The organism is Roseovarius sp. (assembly GCF_040223625.1).
Classification (GTDB): domain Bacteria; phylum Pseudomonadota; class Alphaproteobacteria; order Rhodobacterales; family Rhodobacteraceae; genus Roseovarius.
Genome location: NZ_JAVKFX010000063.1, coordinates 16,905 through 36,094, shown reverse-complemented (window position 1 = coordinate 36,094; position 19,190 = coordinate 16,905). Strand labels below are relative to the sequence as shown.

Genomic DNA, 19,190 nt, shown 5'->3' with positions numbered 1-19,190 from the left:
GCGCTCGAATCATGTGTAGCTAACCGGTGCGGGCACGCTTGGAGGGCGTCTGCAAGCGCCGGTGAACGCAGGGAGGACACCATGGCCAAGTCATTGATAACATGTGATTGCGAGGGGAGTCAGCGCATCGATTCCGAGGCGCTTTCGCGGGTGACGGGGCTGGAGGTGAAGACCCCCTGTTCGGCGCTTTGCACCCGGCAGCTTGACCGCGCGGCGGAGGCGATGGCGCAGGGCGAGACGATTTTCTGCTGCACCCAGGAGGCACGGGTTTTCGAGGCGCTGGCCGAGGAGGTGGGGGTGGAGGCGCCCCCGGTTCTGGACCTGCGCGACCGGGCCGGATGGAGCGATGACCCCGCGTCGAATGTGCCCAAAATGTCCGCCCTGATCGCCGAGGCGCAATTGCCGGCGGCGGGCGAGAAGACGATGGACGTGATTTCGGAAGGCTTGTGCCTGATCGTGGGGGCGCCGGAGGTGGCGTTGCCGGCGGCGGAGCAGTTGCAGGAGCATCTGGGGGTGACGGTGTTGCTGCCCGAGGGGGCGGAGGTGCCGGATACGCGGGGTTATGACGTGGTGACCGGGCGGCTGCGGCAGGCCAGGGGGGCGCTGGGGCAGTTCGAGGTGGTGATCGACGCGCTGCGGATGGTGGAGCCGGGCGGGCGCGGCGGGTTCGGGTTGAGCGCGCCGAAGGATGGCGGGCGGTCGGAATGCAATATCCTGCTGGATCTGCGGGGTGACCTGCCGCTCTTCCCGGCGCATGAGAAGCGGGAGGGGTATCTCAGGGCCGATCCGGGGCATGGGCCGTCGGTTTCGGCGGCGGTGATGGCGGCGTCGCACATGGTGGGCACGTTCGAGAAGGTGCTGCATGTGAAGATGGAGCCGCTTCTGTGTGCCCATTCGCGGGCCGAGCAGACGGGGTGTACGCGGTGCCTGGATCTGTGTCCGACCGGGGCGATCCTGCCCGCGGGCGAGCATGTGACGGTGGACCCGATGGTGTGCGCCGGGTGCGGGGCGTGTTCGGCGGTGTGCCCGTCGGGGGCGATTTCCTATGACGCGCCGCCGGTGGACATGGTGATGCGGCGGGTGCAGGTGCTGGCGAAGACGTTTTTGGAGGCGGGGGGCGAGGCGCCGCGGTTGTTGGTGCATGACGCGCATGGGGCGGAGATGATCCGGCTTGCCGCGCGGCACGGGCGCGGGTTGCCGGCGGACGTGGTGCCGATGGAGCTGCCGAAGGTGGGCGCGTTCGGCCATGCGGAGATGGTGGCGGCGCTGGCCGCCGGGTTCGCGTCGGTTCGGCTGTTGGTTGACGCGGGCGCGGATATGGACGCGATCGGGGCGCAGGTGGAGCTGGCACGGGCGATTGGCGGGGAGGCGGTTGCGGTGATCGATACGCCGGACCCGGATGTGATGGCGGATGAGCTGTATGGCGAGGATGTGCCCGGCACGGTGGCGACGCCGGTGCGGCCCATGGGCACGCGGCGGCAGATCACGCGGCAGGCGGCGAAGGCGTTGCATCCCGAGACGGAGGTTCTGGCGCTGCCGGAGGGGGCGCCTTACGGGGCCGTGGTGGTGGATGACGGCAGTTGTACGCTGTGCCTGTCTTGCGTGTCGCTTTGCCCCTCGGGGGCGCTGGGGGACAATCCGGACCGGCCGGAGCTGCGGTTCCAGGAGGATGCGTGCCTGCAATGTGGGCTCTGTGCGAATGTCTGTCCGGAGGATGCGATTTCATACGAGCCGCGGCTCGATCTGACCGATGCGGCGCTGGGACAGCGGGTGCTGAAGGAGGAGGAGCCGTTTGCCTGTATCGAGTGCGGGGCGCTGTTCGGCGTCAAGAGCACGGTGGAGCGGATCACCGCGAAGCTGGAGGGGCATTCGATGTTCGGCGGCGACAAGCTGCGGATGATCCAGATGTGCGACGATTGCCGGGTGAACGCGCAGTTCCATTCCGAGGACAACCCGTTTGCCGTGGGCGAGCGGCCCAGGGTGCGCACGACGGAGGATTACCTGTCGAAGCGGCGGGATCACTGATGTTGCAGGGGGGCGCCGAGGTCGGCCGCGTCCATCGCGGCCACGTAGGCGAGCACGGCGTCGACCTCGTCGAGGGTCATTTCCATGGGCACGATGGGGCTTGGGTTCAGCTCGTCGAAGGGCGGCGTGACCTCGGCGATCTGGGTGAAGCTGGGGTGCGGGTTGAGGACGTAGAAGGCGGCGAAGCGCTGTTCCCAGTCGGGCAGGCTGCGCAACACGGCGAAGGACGGGGTGGAGCCGATGCCGGCCATGCGGGTGCTGTCGTCGACGGCGTGGCAGCGGGTGCATTTGGCCTTCGAGATGCACAGGCCGAGGGCCGGGTCGCCGGAGAGGTCGGCGGTGGCGGTTTCGGGTTCGATGGTTTCGGCCTCGGTGAAGAGGGCGTCGCCGTCGGGGGCGTAGGCGAGGATGGTATTGCGGCCGATCTCGTCCGTCAGCCAGTCGGCGAGGGTGGCGGTGCCCGGGTGATCGGGGTCGCGGATGTCCATGGCCCAGGTCTGCGAGGGGCCGGTGAAGAGCGGGCGGCCCTCGGGGCCGAGGGTGATATGCGCGTCGGCAGGCGTGTCGACGAGGGCCACGCGGATCCGGTGCTTGAGGGTGAAGCGGGGCAGGATGTAGTCGAAGAGGCCGGTGTCGACGAGGGCTGCCGGGGCATGGAGGCGGACCGGCCCGTCCTCCGCCGCTGCCTTGAAGGGCGCGAGCGAAAGAGCCAGTATCAGCAGAAGCCATCGCATGGCCCCAAGCCTACGGGGCGGGGCGTGCGGGCGTCAACGTTCAATGGAGAGAGACGATGAGCGACGATTTCAACATGTCGATGCGGAAGTTCCTGAAGCAGGTCGGCGTGACCTCGCAGCAGGCGATCGAGGAGGCGATGCGGGAGGCCGACACGGCCGGCAAGACCTATGCGATCAAGGCGGTCGTGACCATCGAGGAGCTGGACCTGCACCACGAGGTGACGGGCGAAATCAAGGGTCAGGAGTAATCCGCTTGGCAACACGGGACGAGGTTCTGGAGCTTCTGAAGGGCGTCGAGGCGCCGCGCGGCGGCGATATCGTGTCGGCGGGCGTGGTACGCGCGCTGACGGTGGGCGAGGGCGGCGCCGTGCGCTTTGTCATGGAGGTGCCGCCGAAGGAGGCCGAGGCGTGGGAGGCCGTGCGGCAGAAGGCCGAAGGCGCGCTGAAGGGCGCGGGCGTGGCGGAGGTGTCGATTGCGCTGACCGGCCATGTGGAGAAGGCGCCGCCGGAGCTGAAGCCGTCGAAGCCCGCGCAGACCGGGCCGGAACGGATCCCCGGCGTGGCGCATATCATCGCCATTGCCTCGGGCAAGGGCGGTGTCGGCAAGTCGACGGTGTCGGCGAATATCGCCTGTGCACTGGCGCAGCAGGGCAAGCGGGTTGGTCTGCTGGATGCGGATGTTTACGGGCCGTCGCAGCCGCGGATGATGGGGGTTTCGGGGCGGCCTGCGTCGCCTGACGGGAAGACGATTTTGCCGCTCAGGAACCACGGCGTCACGCTGATGTCGATCGGGCTCATGACCAACGAGGACCAGGCGGTTGTGTGGCGTGGCCCGATGCTGATGGGTGCGTTGCAGCAGATGATGATGCAGGTGCAGTGGGGGGCGCTCGACGTGCTGATCGTCGATCTGCCGCCGGGCACGGGTGACGTGCAGATGACGCTGGCGCAGAAGGCGGTGGTGGACGGCGCGGTGATCGTGTCGACGCCGCAGGACGTGGCGCTGCTGGATGCGCGCAAGGGGATCGACATGTTCAAGCAGTTGAACGTGCCGATCCTGGGCATGATCGAGAACATGTCGACGCATATCTGTTCCAAGTGCGGGCACGAGGAGCACGTCTTCGGCCATGGCGGCGTGGCGAAGGAGGCATCCGGCCTCGGCGTGCCGTTGCTGGCGGAGGTGCCGCTCGACCTGCAGATCCGGCTGGCCTCGGACGGGGGCGCGCCGATTGTCGTGACCCAGCCCGACAGCGCGCAGGCGCAGGCGTTTCATGCCGTGGCCAAGGCGCTGGTGGAGGCGGGGGCGGTATGAGTGCCGTGCTCGATACGCTGGTCTTTCCGCCCGCGATGGCGGGGGAGGCGGTGTCGGGCGACCCGGCGGAGGCGGCGGTGCTGCGGGCGATCCAGGGGGTCGATGCCGGGCTGGTGGTCTACCGGGTGGCGGCGGACCGGGTGGGCGCGGCGCTGGTGTTTGCGCCGGAGGTGCCCTTGGCCAAGGCGATGGTGATGTTGCCGCTGTGCCAGGTGGGGTTTCAGAACGCGCTGGGCGCGCTGGCGCCGCCGGAGGTGGCGGTGCACCTGGAATGGTCGGGCGGCGTAAGGGTGAACGGTGCGGGCTGTGGCCGGTTCCGGGCGTTCGCGTCGAGCGATGACGTGGAGGCGGTGCCGGACTGGCTGGTGGTGGGATGGGAGATGCCGCTTCTGCCGCCGGGCGAGGACACCGGGCTGACGCCGGAGGAGACGGCGCTTTACGTGGAAGGCTGTGCCGATGTGGATGCCGGGCAGTTGGTGGAGGCCTGGGCACGGCATACGCTGAACTGGATTGCCAAGTGGGAGGACGCGGGCGCCGGGCCGCTGCATGGCGAATGGCGCAGGCTGGCGCATGGCATGGGCGAGGATGTGATCGTGGACGGGGTGAGCGGCACGTTCCTCGGCCTTGACGAGAGCTTTGGCATGCTGCTGCGGCAGGGCGAGGAGACGGTGCTGATCCCGCTGACGAGAAACCTGGAGGAGAGCCCATGAAACTGGCCCGTGCGATCCATTTCGACGAGAGCGACATGAACGTGTTCGCCAAGCCCGCGCGCACCGGGGAATGGTGCGTGCCGGGGGGCTTCGAGTTTTCCGACTGGGGCGAGGGCGATCTTGTGGGCAAGGCGCGGCAGGCCTTTGCCAATGGCTGGCTGGGGCTGGAGACCTTCGGGCGGGTCACGTTCGTGGCGGTGACGCAGGTGGAGGAGGCCGAGCTCGACGTGCTGGAACGGGCGCTGGCGGAGCATTTCGTGGTCTATTATGGCGCGCCGTCGGCCGAGGCGGCCCTTCCGGTGGCGCGGGAGGAGATAAGGCACATGGCGGAGCTGTGTGACGAGCATGGGCCGAACACCCTGCTGACGGTGGCAAGAGAGCTGACCGAGGCCGGGGTGCGGGAGGTGTTCCGGGTGATCGAGCCGCAGGATGCCGGGCTGGAGCAATTCGCGATTCACGGATCGCTGGACGAGTGAAGGCGCTGGGCGTCTTCCGCTCGATCCGGGTACGCCTGCTTTTCCTTGCGCTGGCGCCGCTGGTGGTGCTGATGCCGATGCTGCTGCTTCTGGGGATGACCCGGTGGACGGCGGATTACGACAAGGTGTTGATCGCGAACGTGGAATCCGATCTGCGGATTGCCGAGCAGTACCTTGCCCGGATCATGGAGACGACCGGCGAGGAGCTGACCGGCGTGGCGGAATCGGTGCGGTTTGCCGAGGTGCTGGCGGCGGAGGGCGCGGCGCAGGCGCGGTTTCTTGAGGAGACGCAGGCGCGGCTGGGGCTCGATTTCCTGTATATCCTGCCGGAGGGGCAGGCGGGGCCGACCGCCGAGCGCTGGCCGGTGGTGGAGACGGCGCTGGGCGGGCGGCCGGCGACGGAGATCGACATCTTCCGGTCGGAGGAACTGGCGGCGTTCGACGCGGACCTTGCGGACCAGGCGCGGATCGACCTGATCCCGACGCGAGCCGCCGTGCCGACCGACCGGGTGGTCGAGAGCCGGGGCATGGTGGTGCATTCGGCGGCCCCGATCGACCGGGACGGGTTCGAGGGGGTGCTGGTGGGCGGTATCCTTCTGAACCGGAACCTGCAATTCATCGATACGATCAACGCGCTGGTGTACCTGAACGCCGTCACGGGCGGTGAGCGGCAGGGGACGGCGACGCTGTTTCTTGAGGATGTGCGGGTGTCCACGAACGTGCGGCTTTTCGAGGATGTGCGGGCGCTGGGCACAAGGGTGTCGGCGGTGGTGCGCGAGGCGGTGCTGGACGAGGGGCAGACGTGGCTGAATAGGGCCTTCGTGGTGAATGACTGGTACATTTCCGGCTACCTGCCGCTGCGCGACAGTTTCGGCGAGGCGGTGGGGATGCTGTATGTGGGCTTTCTAGAGGCGCCGTTCACGGCGGCGAAGCGGCAGGCGGTGCTGGTGATGTTCGCGGCGTTCAGCGGGGTGCTGCTGTTGTCGGTGCCGCTGTTTTTGTGGATGGCGAAGGGGATTTTCGCGCCGCTGGAGAAGATGAACCAGACGATGCGCCGGGTGGGCGAGGGAGACCTGAACGCGCGGAACGGGGTGACCGGGTCGCATGACGAGATCGGGCAGGTGGCGGGGCATCTGGACGATCTGCTGGACCAGTTGCAGGACCGGGATGCGAAGCTGCGCGCCTGGGCGGACGAGCTGGAGCAGCGGGTGGAAGAAAGGACGGCGGAGCTGCGGGATGCGAATGCCAAGCTGGAGGATACCTGGCAGCAGCTGGTGATGAGCGAGAAGCTGGCCTCGATCGGCGAGATCACGGCCGGGGTCGCGCATGAGATCAACAACCCGGTGGCGGTGATCCAGGGCAATCTTGACGTGATGCGCGAGAGCCTGGGCGAGCGGGCGGATAGCGTGGCGGTGGAGCTGGACCTGATCGACCGGCAGGTGGCGCGGATCAATGCCATCGTCGGCAAGCTGTTGCAGTTCGCCCGCCCGCACGAGTTTTCCGGGGCGGAGGAGGCGGTGGATTTGCGGCCGCTGGTGCATGACTGCCTTGTGCTGGTGGAGCATGTGCTGTCGAAGGCGGAAATCGAGGTGGAGACCGACCTTGCGGAGGCGCCGAGGGTCAGGATCGAGGCCGGGGAGATGCAGCAGGTTGTGGTGAACCTGCTGGTGAACGCGGCGCAGGCGATGAAGGAAGCGGGCACGATCCGGCTGCGGCTGCGCGAGGAGAGGCGCGAAGGGGTGAAAGGGTCGCTGTTGTCGGTGCAGGATACCGGGCCGGGGGTGCCGGATACGCTGATCGACAAGATGTTCGACCCGTTCTTCACCACCAAGCGGGCCGAGGGCACGGGGCTTGGCCTGTCGATCTCGCAGACGCTGATCCAGCGGGCCGGGGGGCGGATCACCTATCGTAACCTGCCCGAGAAAGGGGCGGAATTCTGTGTCTGGCTGCCCGCGGCGGAGGGCGGCGAGGGGTGACGGCAGAGGCGCCGGGGGATGGCCCGACTCGTCGCGGTTGTGCGCAAAATTGTTGATTTGCCGCGCAAGGTGATTAAAAGTTGAACGCTATCAACAAGCTGCTAACGTGGCAGTAAACTTGAGGCAGTCGCCAGGAAAGACCGAGCGGCGAACTGACATGCAACCAGGGAGACAGCATGAATATCTTCATCAAATCGGCCACGGCCGCGATTCTCGCAGTGACCGCCACCGCCGCCACGGCGCAGGAGCGGTTCATCACCATCGGCACGGGCGGGCAGACGGGCGTCTACTATGTTGTGGGCCAGTCGATCTGCCGTCTCGTCAACCGCGGCACGTCGGAGCACAACTTGAAATGCACCGCGCCGTCGACCGGCGGCTCGATTGCCAATATCAACGCCATCTCGGCGGGCGACATGGACATGGGCGTGGCCCAGTCGGACTGGCTGTACCACGCCTATAACGGCAGCTCGGAGTTCGAGGGCAAGCAGGTCGAGAAGCTGCGCGCCGTCTTCTCGGTGCATGGCGAGCCGTTCACCGTGGTGGCCCGCGCCGATGCCGGGGCGGAGAGCTTCGACGACCTGTTCGGCAAGCGCGTCAACGTGGGCAACCCCGGCTCGGGGCAGCGCGCGACGATGGAAGTGGTGCTGAACGCGATGGGCAAGTCGATGGACGATTTCGTCCTGGCGTCCGAGCTGAAGCCGGCGGAGCAGTCGGCGGCGCTGGGCGACAACAAGGTTGACGCGATCGTCTACACCGTGGGCCACCCCAACGGCTCGATCCAGGAGGCGACATCGACCGTCGAGGCGAAGATCCTGCCGGTGACCGGCGAGGCGATCGACACGCTGGTCGACGAGAACCCCTATTACGCCAAGGCGACCATTCCGGGCGGCATGTATGCCGGCACCGACGAGGATGTGGAAACCTTCGGCGTGAAGGCGACCTTCGTGACCTCGGCGGACGTGCCGGAAGACGTGGTCTACACGGTGGTGCAGGCGGTGTTCGAGAATTTCGACCGCTTCAAGGGGCTGCACCCGGCCTTCGAGAACCTCGCCGAGGAAGACATGATCTCGGCCGGCCTGTCGGCGCCGCTGCACCCCGGTGCGGAGAAATACTATCGCGAGCGCGGCTGGATCGAGTGATCCGGCGTTCGTGACACACCCTTGCGGCCCCGCCTTCGGGCGGGTCCGCCCATAACAAGCGACGTGCCGGCCATGACCGGGATGCGAGACAACCAACGGGGGACATGCGATGACCGATGACGACAAGCAGTTCGAGGCGTCTGCCGTCGAACAGGCAGCTTCGGGGAAGGGCGGGCTGAGCCAGTCGGAACTGGACGAGCTTGTTGCCTCTTCGGACACGGGCGGGCGGAGTGCCGGGCCCTTCATCACGCGGCTGATCATGGTGGTGGCGATCGTCTGGTCGCTGTTCCAGCTGTGGATCGCGAGCCCGCTGCCCTTCATGCTGGGCTGGGGCGTGTTCAACGATACCGAGGCGCGGTCGTTCCACCTGGCCTTTGCGCTGTTCCTGGCGTTCCTTGCCTATCCGGCGGCGCGCAGCCCGTTCCAGCTTGGGCTGGCGGTAGGCGTGCCGGCGCTGCTGACCTTCCTGTTCATCTATGGCGCCAAGGAGGGCACGCCGATCTGGTGGATTCCGGTGGTCGGGGCGGCGGTGATCGCCGCCGTGCTGCTGGGCTCGCCCAAGAACCGGGTGCCGCCGTGGGAATGGGGGCTGGCCCTCGCCGGGGCCGTGGCCTCGCTTTACATCTATTTCGCCTATCAGGGGATCGCCCAACGGGTCGGCGCGCCGATCCTGCAGGATTTCGTGATCGCGGTGATCGGGATCATGGTGCTGCTGGAGGCGACGCGGCGGGCGCTGGGCCCGGCGCTGATGATCGTGGCGTCGTGTTTCCTGATCTACACGTTCCTCGGGCCGCACATGCCCTCGATCATCGCCCACAAGGGCAACAACCTGTCGGAAGTGGTGAACCACCAGTGGATCACCACGGAGGGGATTTTCGGGATCGCGCTGGGGGTGTCGACCTCGTTCGTGTTCCTCTTCGTGCTGTTCGGCTCGCTGCTCGACAAGGCGGGGGCCGGGAATTACTTCATCCAGGTGGCGTTCAGCCTGATGGGCCACATGCGGGGCGGGCCGGCCAAGGCGGCGGTGGTGTCCTCGGCGATGACCGGGCTGATCTCGGGCTCGTCGATTGCCAACGTGGTGACGACCGGCACGTTCACCATTCCGCTGATGAAGCGGGTGGGGTTCAATTCGGAAAAGGCGGGCGCGGTCGAGGTGGCCAGTTCGGTCAACGGGCAGATCATGCCGCCGGTGATGGGGGCCGCGGCCTTCCTGATGGTGGAATACGTGGGCATCCCGTATTTCGACGTGGTCAAACACGCCTTTTTGCCGGCGGTGATTTCCTACATCGCGCTTGTCTATATCGTGCATCTCGAGGCGATGAAGGCCAACATGCAGGGCTTGCCGCGGGCCTATGAGCCCAAGCCGCTGGTGGCCTGGCTGATCTCGCTGGCGTTCACCATCGCGGCGATCTGTGCGCTTTCCTTCGCGGTCTATTACGGGATGGGCTGGATCCGGCCGGCCTTCGGCGCCTCGGCGGGGTACGTGGTGTTCGCGCTGCTGGTGGCGGTCTATGTGGGGCTGCTTTACATCTCGTGCCGCGAGGCGCGGTTGAAGATGGAGGACCCGAACGCGCCGGTCACCAAGCTGCCGGTGCCGGGGCCGACGATTCGGTCGGGCCTGCATTTCCTGCTGCCGGTGGTGGTGCTGGTCTGGTCGCTTATGATCGACCGGCTGTCGCCGGGGCTGTCGGCCTTCTGGGCGGCGGCGTTCATGGTGTTCATCCTGATCACCCAGCGCCCGATCGAGGCGATGTTCCGCGGCGAGGGCGATTTCGGCGGGGCGGTGGCACGCGGCTTCCGCGAACTGCTCGAGGGGCTGGAAGCCGGCGCGCGCAACATGATCGGCATCGGCATCGCCACGGCGACGGCGGGGGTGATCGTGGGCGCGGTCAGCCAGACGGGCGTGGGCTCGGCGCTGGCGGACGTGGTCGAGGTGCTGTCGGGCGGGAACATCATGGCGATCCTGGTGCTGACGGCGATCCTGTCGCTGATCCTTGGCATGGGGCTTCCGACGACGGCGAACTATATCGTGGTGTCGGCGCTGCTGGCGCCGGTGATCGTGACGCTGGGCCAGCAGAACGGGCTGATCGTGCCGCTGATCGCGGTGCACCTGTTCGTGTTCTATTTCGGGATCATGGCGGACGTGACGCCGCCCGTGGGGCTGGCCTCCTTCGCGGCGGCGGCGGTGTCGGGGGGCGACCCGATCCGGACCGGGGTGGTGGCGTTCTTCTACAGCCTGCGGACCGCGGCGCTGCCGTTCCTGTTCATCTTCAACACCGAGCTGCTGCTGATCGACGTGAACTGGGCGCAGGGGGTCTTCGTCTTCGTCGTGTCGACGATTGCCATGCTGCTTTTTGCGGCGGCGACGCAGGGGTGGTTCCTGGCCCGGAACCGGATCTATGAAACGATTGCGCTGTTGCTGATCGCCTTCACCCTGTTCCGTCCGGGCTTCTGGATGGACATGGTGGTGCCGCCCTTCGAGGACGTGCCGCCCGCGCAGATCGAGCAGGCCTTTGCCGAGGCGCAGGTGGGGCAGGATATCCGGATGACGGTCGACGGGATGAACGCCGTGGGCGACCCGGTGACCTTTACCGCGCTGGTGCCGGTGATGGCGGGCGAGACCGGGGCGGACAGGGTGCTGGCCGCCGGGATCGAGTGGATCGAGAACGATGGCAAGGTGATCATCGACAACGTCACCTTCGACAGCGCGGCGCAGAAGGCGGGGCTCGACTGGGATCAGGAGATCGTCGCGGTCAAGGCGCCGGCGCCGCAGCCGTCGAAATACTGGATGTTCATTCCGGCGCTGGCGCTGCTGGCGCTGGTGGTGGTCCTGCAGCGCCGGCGGACGCCGGTGCCGCAGGCGCAACCGGCCTGAGGAGAGGTGTGAGAGATGTTCGATAACGTCCTGCTGCCCATCGACCTGACCCACCCTGAATCGTGGGAGACCGCCCTGCCGCTGGCCGTGAAGATGTGCGGCGAGGGGGGCACGCTGCACGTTCTGGCGATCGTGCATGACGTGGGCTCTGCCATGGTGGCGGGGTACCTGCCGAAGGATTACGAGCGGAAGGCGCTTCAGGGGGCGAAGGCCGAGCTGGATGCCTTTGTCGAGAAGGAGGTGCCCGGGGGCGTGAAGGCGGTGGCGCATGTGGGGCACGGGCACGTGCCGGCGCATATCCTGTCGGCGGCCGACGACGTGGCGGCGGACGTGATCGTGATCGCCGCGAACCCGCCGAGCGAGTTGCGGACCTTCCTCGTGGGCTCGCATGTGGGCAAGGTGGTCAGGCACGCGACGCGGCCGGTGCTGGTGGCGCGCTGAGGGGCTATTCGGCGGCGCGCAGCTCTTCCTCCAGCGCCTGCGCGCTGGAGGCGCGGGAGCGGGTGGTGCTGGAGACCAGCGCGTAGGCGGCGGGGGTCAGGAAGAGCGTGAAGATGGCGGCCATGCCAAGCCCGCCGACGATGACCCAGCCGATCGAGGCGCGCGCCTCGGCCCCCGGGCCGGTGCCGAGGATGAGGGGCAGGCCGGACATCACGGTACAGATCAGCGTCATGGCGATGGGCCGCAGGCGGGCCAGCGCGGCCTCGTAGGCGGCGTCGGGGACCGAGCGGCCCTGATCGCGGAGCTGGTTGGCGAACTCGACCAGAAGGATGCCGTTCTTGGCCATCACCCCGATGAGCATGAGCACGCCGATCTGGCTGTAGATGTTGATCGTGGTGCCGGTAAGGAGCATGGCGTAGATCGCCGCGCAGACGCCGAAGGGGACGGTTGTCATGACGACGAGGGCGCTGGTGAGGCTTTCGAACTGGGCCAAGAGGACGAGGAAGACCACCAGCAGCGCGATGATGTAGGTGGCGGTCATGGCGGTGGAGGTTTCGTCGAGCGAGGCGGCCTCGCCGAGGAAGATCAGGCCGATGCCGTCGGGCAGGCGGTCCTGTGACAGGGCGCGCACGTCGTCGATCACTTCGCGCAGGGTGACCTCGGGGGCGACGGAGGCGTCGATCTCGATGGCGCGGCGCTGGGCGTGGCGGTCGAGCTCTGCGGCGACGCCTTCCTCTGTGAGCGAGACGATCTGGTTGAGGGGGACGAGATCGCCGGTGTCGGCGCGAACATAGAGGTTCATCAGGTCGGCCGGGTCGCGCACCGCGCCGGCGGCGGATTGCAGCAGGATCGGCACGGCCTCGTCATCTATGGTGAGCTCGGAAATCTCGTCTTCGTCGATCAGCGCGCGGAGGGTGCCGGAGAGGGTGGAGATCGGCACGCGCAGGTCGGAGGCGCGGTCGCGGTCGACGCTGATGGACAGCTGGGGCTGGGTGGCCTGGTACTGCACGCGGATGCCGGAGAGGCCGGTGACCTCGGCCAGGTCGCGGGCGAAGGTGTCGGCGGCGGCGGCGATGTCGGGGTAGTTCGGGCCGGTCAAAGCGATGCTGAGCCCGCCGCCCGAGCCGCCGCGCAGGCCGAGGCTGTTGCCGCTGCGGATGCGGGAATCGGCGCCGGGCAGGTTGTCGAGCTGGTCGCGGAGGGCATCCTCGATCTCGGCCTGGGTGGTGGTGCGTTCGGACCACGGGATCAGGCGGACGCCGATGCTGCCGCGGTTGAGGTCGTAGCGGCCGGTTATCGAATAAAGGCCCTCGGCGACGCCGTTATCCACAAATGGGCGCAGCATTTCTTCCACTTTCACGACCTGCCGGTCGGTATAGTCGAGCCCCGCGCCATCCGGCCCTTGGAGCCAGACGGAGACCATGCCACGGTCTTCCGGCGGGACCAGCTCTTCCCCCAGTTCGCCGTAGAAGAGGGCGGCGCCGGCGGCGAGGACGCCGGCGCCGACGATGGTGACGAGGGGCGCGCGGATCATCGGGCCGATCATGGCGGAGTAGAGCGCCATCAGCCGGCGGCCCAGCCCGGTGAAAAGCCCGCCGGAGCGGCCGAGGCTGTCGGAGAGGGAGGCCAGCATCGGGCACATGGTGAGCGCCACGAAGGTGGAGATGATGACGGTGATGGCGAGCGCGAAGCCGAACTCGGTGAAAAGCCGCCCGGCGTCGCTGGGCAGGAAGGAGATCGGCACGAAGACGGCGACGAGGGTGAGGGTGGTGGCGATGACGGCGAAGAAGACCTGCCCGGCGCCGAGGACGGCGGCGGCCTTTGGCCCCATGCCTTCTTGCCGGCGGCGCTGGATGTTCTCGGTCACGACGATGGCGTCGTCGACCACGAGGCCGGTGGCGAGGACGAGGGCGAGAAGGGTGATGAGGTTGATGGAGAAGCCCATCAGCCAGATGCCGGCGACGGAGCCGACGAGGGCGATGGGGATGGCGACGGCGGGGATGAGCGTGGCGGTGAAGCGGCCGAAGAAGATCCAGATCACCGCGATGACGATGCAGAAGGCGGCGGCCAGCGTCTTGAGTACCTCGGTGATGGCGCCGCGGATGAAGACGGCGTCGTCGCTGGTGACCTGAAACCCGAGGTCGGGGAAGCGGGTTTCGAGCCGGTCGATGGCGCGGTTGACCTCGTCGGAGATGCGCACGGTGTTGGATTGCGCCTGCCGGACGATGCCGAGGCTGACGACGAGGCGGCCGTTGAGGCGGGCGACGCTGTCGGGGGTGGCAAGGCCGAAATAGACATCGGCCACGTCGCCGAGGCGGACGCCCTCGCGCAGCATCAGGTCCTCGATGCGCCGGGGGTCGGCGACGGTGGCGTCGGCGCGGACCAGCACCTCGAGCGGGCCGGAGGCGAAGCTTCCGACGGGGACGTCAAACTGGGCCGAGTCGAGCGTGTCGGCCACCTCGCCGATCGACAGGCCGAAGGCGGCGAGGCGGTCGGGTTTGACCTCGACGCGGAGCACCTTCTGGCGGTCGCCGAAGAGCACCACCTCGGCCACGCCGTCGACGGCGGTGAACTCGGTCGCGATGGCGTCCTCGACAAGCTGGGTGAGCTCGTCGATGGAGCGTTCGTTGCTCCAGACGGTGACGTCGAGCACCGGGTCGGCGTCTTCCTCGGACTTGACGACGAAGAGGTCCTCGACCCCGTCGGGGAGGCGGTTTTCCACCCGGCTGACGGCTTCGCGCACGTCGTTGGAGGCGTTGGCGAGGTCGCGGGAGGGGCTGAATTCCACCCGCATGCGGAAATTCCCCTCTTCCGAGGAGGTGCGGACGGATTCGACCCCGGCGACGCGGGCCACCGCGCCTTCGACCAGCGAGGCCACCTCGGCATCCATGGTGGTGGGGGAGGCGCCGGGGTAGTTGGCGCGGACCGAGACGATGGGGCGGTCGACATCCGGCAGCTCGCGCACCTCGATGCCCCAGAGGGCGCCGATGCCGGCGATCATGATCAAGAGGCTCATCACCGCGGCGAGGTAGGGGCGGCGGACGCTGATGTCGGAAAGGCCGCGGCCGCCGGGCGTCATGAGCTGCCATCCGTGGCGGTGTTGAGCACGTTGACGGCGGCGCCTTCGCGCAGGCGCTGGGTGCCCTCGACGACGATGTGATCGCCCTCGGCGAGGGGGCCGTCGACGAGGACCAGCCCCTCGCGGCGGCGGACGAGACGGACGGTGACCTGTTCGGCGGTGCCGCCCGAGACACGCCAGAGGTTGAGCTCTCCGCGGGAGAATTGCAGGGCGAGTTCCGGGACGGCCGGGTAGGTCTTGCCGGGCAGGTCGATGCGGAGGCTGAACGAGGCGCCGGGGCGGAGGACGTCGGCGGCGTTGTCGATGGCGGCGCGGATGCGGGCGGTGCGGGTGGCGACGTCGACGCGGCTGTCGATGGCGGTGATCTCGCCGTCGAAGCTGCGGTCTTCGACCGCCGGTGTGGTCGCGGTGACGGTCTGGCCGATCTCGACGCGGCCAAGGAGTGCCTCGGGGAGGTCGAACTCGACGAGGATGCGGCTGCGGTCGTCGAAGCTGGAGACGGTTTCATCCGTGGCGATCCGGTCGCCGGTTTCCACCGAGGCAAGGCCGGTGACGCCGTCGAAGGGGGCACGCAGGGTGCGGCGGGCAAGGTCGGCGCGGGCCTGATCCAGCTCGATCTTCGCGACCTTGAAATCGGTCTGGGCCTGTTCGAAGCGGGCGGTGGCGGCGGCGCCGGTATCCTGCAGCGCCTGGTAGCGGTCGCGTTCGGAGGTGGCGCGGGAGAGGCGGGCCTCGGCCAGCGCGACGGCGAGGCGTTCGTCGGTGTCGTCGAGCTGCATCAGCGTGTCGCCGGCGGCGAACTTGGCGCCGGGTGCGATTTCCAGCGCCGTGACCTCGCCCGAGGAGGGGGCGCGGAGGGTGACGGAGCGCAGGGCGAAGCCGGTGCCGATGGCGGAGAAGGCGAGGTCGTCCTGCACGAAGCGGACATCGGCGACGATGACGGGCGTGCCGGGGCCCTGGGCTTCGGCGGTCTGCCTCTGGTCGGGGGCGGTGCCGGTGGCCCAGAGGGTGCGCAGCGCGTCCCGGTTCTGCCACGCCAGCACGGCGCCGCCGATGAGCACGGCGGAGACGAGCGCTTGTTTCCAGAAGGCGGTTTTCCTCAACGGCGGTTCCCTGCGGCGTGGGTTTGGGCTGGACCTAGCCCGAAATGCCGCCCCGTCACGTTCCGGGAGCGGCCGGCGGGGGGAGCATAGCACGAAGGCGGCGCCTGGCCGAGGCGCGCGGGGGCGGATCGGCGCGGATGCCCGTTTTTGCGGCAGAGTGTGCCAATGTTGCGCCGGGCCCTTGGCGATGCCGGGCGGGGGGATTAAAGCGGGTCATGCCCGTTTCGCGATTTCCCGGAGCCTGATGCCCCCGAACGCTTTCATCGACCGTGCCGCCGCCGGGCTGCTGATCGTGCTGACGGCGCTGTTCGCGGCGAGGGAATGGGGCGCGGGGGTGCCGGGGGGGATCGTCGAGGGGCTGACGCTGGCGGTGCTGGGGCTTCTGGGGGTGAATGTCCGGCTGACTCGGAAGGCGTTCATCCTTGTGGGACTTGCGCTGACGCTGTGGCTGGCGCTGGCCGGGGAGGACTGGCTGGGTCAGGCGCGGCGAGGGCTGGAGAAGGCGGCGTTCGTCGCGTCGTTCTTCGTGGCGCTGTCGAGCTTGCGGAACGTGGCCGAGACCTCGCCCGCGCTGCGGAAGGGCGGGGCGTTCCTTGCGGCGCAGCCGCCGGGGCGGCGCTACGGGGCGCTGACGGTGGGCGGGCATCTTTTCGCGCTGCTGATCAATTACGGCTCGATCTCGCTTCTGGGGAGCCTCGCGTCGAATGCGGCGCGGGCGGAGGCCGACCCGGTGGTCCGGGGCCACCGGACGCGGCGGATGCTGCTGGCGATCCAGCGGGGGTTCATCGCCTCGCTGCCGTGGTCACCGCTGGCGTTTTCGCTGGCCATCACCATCGCGCTGATCCCCGGTGCCACATGGGCCGGGGCGGTGCTGCCGGGGTTGGGCACGGCGGTGATCATCACCATGACCGGCTGGGCGATGGACGCGATCTTCAAGCCGCGGCTGGGGCGGCCGCCGCCGAAGCGGGAGGTGGAGGGATCGTGGAGCCTGATGCTGCCGCTGGTGTTCCTTTTGGTCCTGCTGGCCTGCGCCATCTCGGGGGCGCATTTCCTGACCGGTATCCGGGTGGTGGGCGTGGTGATGGTGGTGGTGCCGGCGATCGCCGCGGTCTGGGCGGTGATCCAGCGGATCGGGCTGGGCCGGGAGGGCAGCCTGCGCGGGCGGGCGCGGGGGTATGTGACGGGCGAGCTGCCGGGCTACCGGGGCGAGATCGTGCTGCTGATGATGGCGGGGTATATCGGCACGGTGGGCGCGCCGGTGCTGCAGCCGCTGCTGGTCTCGCTGGGGTTCGCGCCGGAGGCCCTGCCGACATGGGCGGTGCTGGCGATCCTTGTCTGGATCGTGCCGGCGCTGGGGCAGGTGGGCATGAACCCGATTTTGGCGGTGACGCTGATCTCGCCGCTGTTTCCCAGCCCCGAGGCGCTGGGGATCGCGCCGAGTGCGATGGTGGCGGCGATCACCGCGGGCTGGGCGATGAGCGGGGCGACCTCGCCCTTCACCGCGACCACGCTGCTGATCGGCTCGTTCGGCGGGGTCAGCGCGACCCATGTGGGGCTGCGCTGGAACGGGGTGTATTTCCTCGTCGCGACCGCGATCCTGACGGGCTGGGTGTTGCTTTACGGGCTGGTGCTGGGCTGAGGGTCAGGTGGTGACCATGGCCCTGTCCATGATGGTTCTCGCGGTGGCCTGCGTCACCGGCCGGGCGAGGGTGCCGAAATGCGCGCCCCATGTGCCCGGCGTGCCGGGGGTGCGGGTGGCGAGGAAAGTATCCGCGACCTCCTGCGTGCTGGCGCGGAGAAGCTCGGCGCCCTGCAGGAGGCGGGCCACGGCCTCGGTCATGGGGCGGGCGTAGAACTCGTCTTCGCGGGCCGCGTCGATCAGGCTGTCGGTGTGGCGGATCATGGCGTCGAAGCGGTCATCGCTGCCCTTGAGCGGGGAAACCTCGTCATGCAGGGCGTCGAGGGTGGCGGAGTCTTTCAGCATGGCGCGGCGGACGTCCATGCACATCATGTTGGCGGTGCCTTCCCAGATCGAGTTAAGCGGCGCCTCGCGGTAGAGGCGGGCCATCGGGTTTTCCTCGATGAAGCCGTTGCCGCCGTGGCATTGCAGCGCCTCGTTGGCGATGGCGGGCACGCGGGAGCAGTTGAAATACTTGGCCGCGGGCGTGGCGAGCCGGGCGAGGAGGCGGTCATGCGCGTCGTCCTCCAGCCGGTCGGTGGCCTTGGCGACGCGGAGCGCCATGAGGGTGCAGGTCTCGACCTCGACCGCCATGTCGGCCAGCACGCTGGTCATCATCGGCCGGTCGGCGATGGAGGTGCCGAAGGCGGTGCGGGTGGAGGTGTGGGTCATGGCGAGCGTCAGCATCTGGCGCATGAGCCCCGCCGAGCCTATGGCGAAGTCGAGCCGGGTGAGGTGGGAGTGGGAGAGGATCTCGCGGATGCCCTTGCCCTCCTCGCCCACGCGGATGGCGAGGGTGCCGTTGTATTCGACTTCGGAGGAGGCGTTGGAGCGGTTGCCGGCCTTGTCCTTGAGCCGCTGGATGTTGAAGCGGTTGTAGCTTCCGTCGGGCAGGGTGCGTGGCAGGAAGAAGCAGGTCACGCCGCCATCGACCTTGGCCAGCGTGAAGAAGCCGTCGGATTGGGGGACGGAGCAGAACCACTTGTGGCCGGTGAGTTCGTACCAGTGGGCGGGTTTGCCGTGGTAGTCTTCGGTATGGAGGAAGCGGGCCGTGGTCTGGGTTTCGCGCAGGTCGGAGCCGCCCTGTTTCTCGGTCATGCCGTAGCCGATGACGACGGAGGGTTTGTCGGCCACTTCGCGGCGGCTGAACTCGTACTCGGTGCCCTTGACCTTTTCCGCCCAGATGCCGAGGGCCGGTTCGGCCTCGAACCCGGCATAGGCGGCATAGGCCATGCCGGTGGGGCAGCCGGTGCCCTGTTCGACCTGGTTCCAGACGTAGGAGAGGACGGCGCGGGCGTAGTGGCCGTTCTTCTGGTTGGTGCGCCATGTGAGGTTGGGCACCTCGTGCTTCCAGGCGAGCGCCATGAGGTCGTGCCAGCTTTGGTGGAACTCGACCCAGTCGATGCGGTTGCCGAAGCGGTCGTGGGTTTTCAGCTCGGGCGAATGGCGATTGGCGAGGTGGGCCAGTTCCTGCACATGCTCGTCGCCCGCCATGGCGCCGAGGGCGGCGCATTTGTCGGCGGCCCACGGCGCCTCGCGGGCGATGGCCTCGCGCAGGACGGCGTCGCCGGTGAAGGCGTTGAATCCGGTGGCGGGGCGGGCCTGGTTGCGGACCTCGTGGGTTGTGAAGGTATCGGGCATGGGG

14 protein-coding genes are annotated in these 19,190 nt (G+C 68.3%); 10 read left to right on the top strand and 4 right to left on the bottom strand.

Going from position 1 to position 19,190, the window contains the following annotated elements:
• Window positions 1–81 precede the first annotated feature (81 nt).
• Window positions 82–2,025, top strand: coding sequence for a 4Fe-4S binding protein (locus tag RLN94_RS17905; protein ID WP_350127461.1), 1,944 nt, complete (start codon window positions 82–84; stop codon window positions 2,023–2,025).
• Here the strand turns inward: RLN94_RS17905 and RLN94_RS17900 are convergent.
• Entirely contained in the window at window positions 2,019–2,759 is a 741-nt protein-coding gene (locus RLN94_RS17900) for a hypothetical protein (RefSeq protein ID WP_350127458.1), read from the bottom strand. The genes RLN94_RS17905 and RLN94_RS17900 overlap by 7 nt on opposite strands.
• 56 nt (window positions 2,760–2,815) lie before the next feature.
• On the opposite strand from RLN94_RS17900, the gene RLN94_RS17895 reads away from it, so the two are divergent.
• The 8 genes from RLN94_RS17895 (at window position 2,816) to RLN94_RS17860 (ending at window position 11,685) form a co-directional block, all read left to right on the top strand.
• A complete protein-coding gene (locus RLN94_RS17895) occupies window positions 2,816–3,007 on the top strand; it encodes a DUF6494 family protein (protein ID WP_300893249.1) in 192 nt (63 codons plus the stop codon).
• Between the two features lie 5 nt (window positions 3,008–3,012).
• Window positions 3,013–4,068 (top strand): Mrp/NBP35 family ATP-binding protein, encoded by a 1,056-nt coding sequence (locus tag RLN94_RS17890; protein ID WP_350127454.1) that lies wholly within the window; start codon window positions 3,013–3,015, stop codon window positions 4,066–4,068.
• A complete protein-coding gene (locus RLN94_RS17885) occupies window positions 4,065–4,778 on the top strand; it encodes a biotin/lipoate--protein ligase family protein (protein ID WP_350127451.1) in 714 nt (237 codons plus the stop codon). The genes RLN94_RS17890 and RLN94_RS17885 overlap by 4 nt, the downstream gene beginning before the upstream one ends.
• On the top strand, window positions 4,775–5,254 hold the full coding sequence (locus RLN94_RS17880) for a DUF6505 family protein (RefSeq protein ID WP_350127448.1): 480 nt from the start codon (window positions 4,775–4,777) through the stop codon (window positions 5,252–5,254). Before RLN94_RS17885 ends, RLN94_RS17880 begins: the two co-directional genes overlap by 4 nt.
• Before the next feature lie 71 nt (window positions 5,255–5,325).
• Window positions 5,326–7,230, top strand: a complete 1,905-nt coding sequence (locus RLN94_RS17875) for a sensor histidine kinase (protein WP_350127474.1) — start codon at window positions 5,326–5,328, stop codon at window positions 7,228–7,230.
• 176 nt (window positions 7,231–7,406) lie between these two features.
• Window positions 7,407–8,369, top strand: coding sequence for a TAXI family TRAP transporter solute-binding subunit (locus tag RLN94_RS17870; protein ID WP_350169367.1), 963 nt, complete (start codon window positions 7,407–7,409; stop codon window positions 8,367–8,369).
• Between the two features lie 109 nt (window positions 8,370–8,478).
• The gene (locus RLN94_RS17865) at window positions 8,479–11,244 is read left to right on the top strand and encodes a TRAP transporter permease (protein ID WP_350127442.1); all 2,766 of its coding nucleotides are present in this window, start codon (window positions 8,479–8,481) and stop codon (window positions 11,242–11,244) included.
• 15 nt (window positions 11,245–11,259) lie between these two features.
• The gene (locus tag RLN94_RS17860; RefSeq protein WP_350127439.1) at window positions 11,260–11,685 is read left to right on the top strand and encodes a universal stress protein; all 426 of its coding nucleotides are present in this window, start codon (window positions 11,260–11,262) and stop codon (window positions 11,683–11,685) included.
• A 4-nt stretch (window positions 11,686–11,689) separates the two neighbouring features.
• On the opposite strand, the gene RLN94_RS17855 is transcribed toward RLN94_RS17860, so the two are convergent.
• Window positions 11,690–14,764 (bottom strand): efflux RND transporter permease subunit, encoded by a 3,075-nt coding sequence (locus RLN94_RS17855; RefSeq protein ID WP_350169364.1) that lies wholly within the window; start codon window positions 14,762–14,764, stop codon window positions 11,690–11,692.
• Window positions 14,761–15,867 (bottom strand): efflux RND transporter periplasmic adaptor subunit, encoded by a 1,107-nt coding sequence (locus tag RLN94_RS17850; protein WP_350127433.1) that lies wholly within the window; start codon window positions 15,865–15,867, stop codon window positions 14,761–14,763. Before RLN94_RS17850 ends, RLN94_RS17855 begins: the two co-directional genes overlap by 4 nt.
• 244 nt (window positions 15,868–16,111) lie before the next feature.
• Between RLN94_RS17850 and RLN94_RS17845 the strand changes: the two genes are divergently transcribed.
• A complete protein-coding gene (locus RLN94_RS17845; protein ID WP_350127430.1) occupies window positions 16,112–17,506 on the top strand; it encodes a hypothetical protein in 1,395 nt (464 codons plus the stop codon).
• 3 nt (window positions 17,507–17,509) lie between these two features.
• On the opposite strand, the gene RLN94_RS17840 is transcribed toward RLN94_RS17845, so the two are convergent.
• A complete protein-coding gene (locus RLN94_RS17840; protein WP_350127427.1) occupies window positions 17,510–19,186 on the bottom strand; it encodes an acyl-CoA dehydrogenase family protein in 1,677 nt (558 codons plus the stop codon).
• Between the last annotated feature and the right edge of the window lie 4 nt (window positions 19,187–19,190).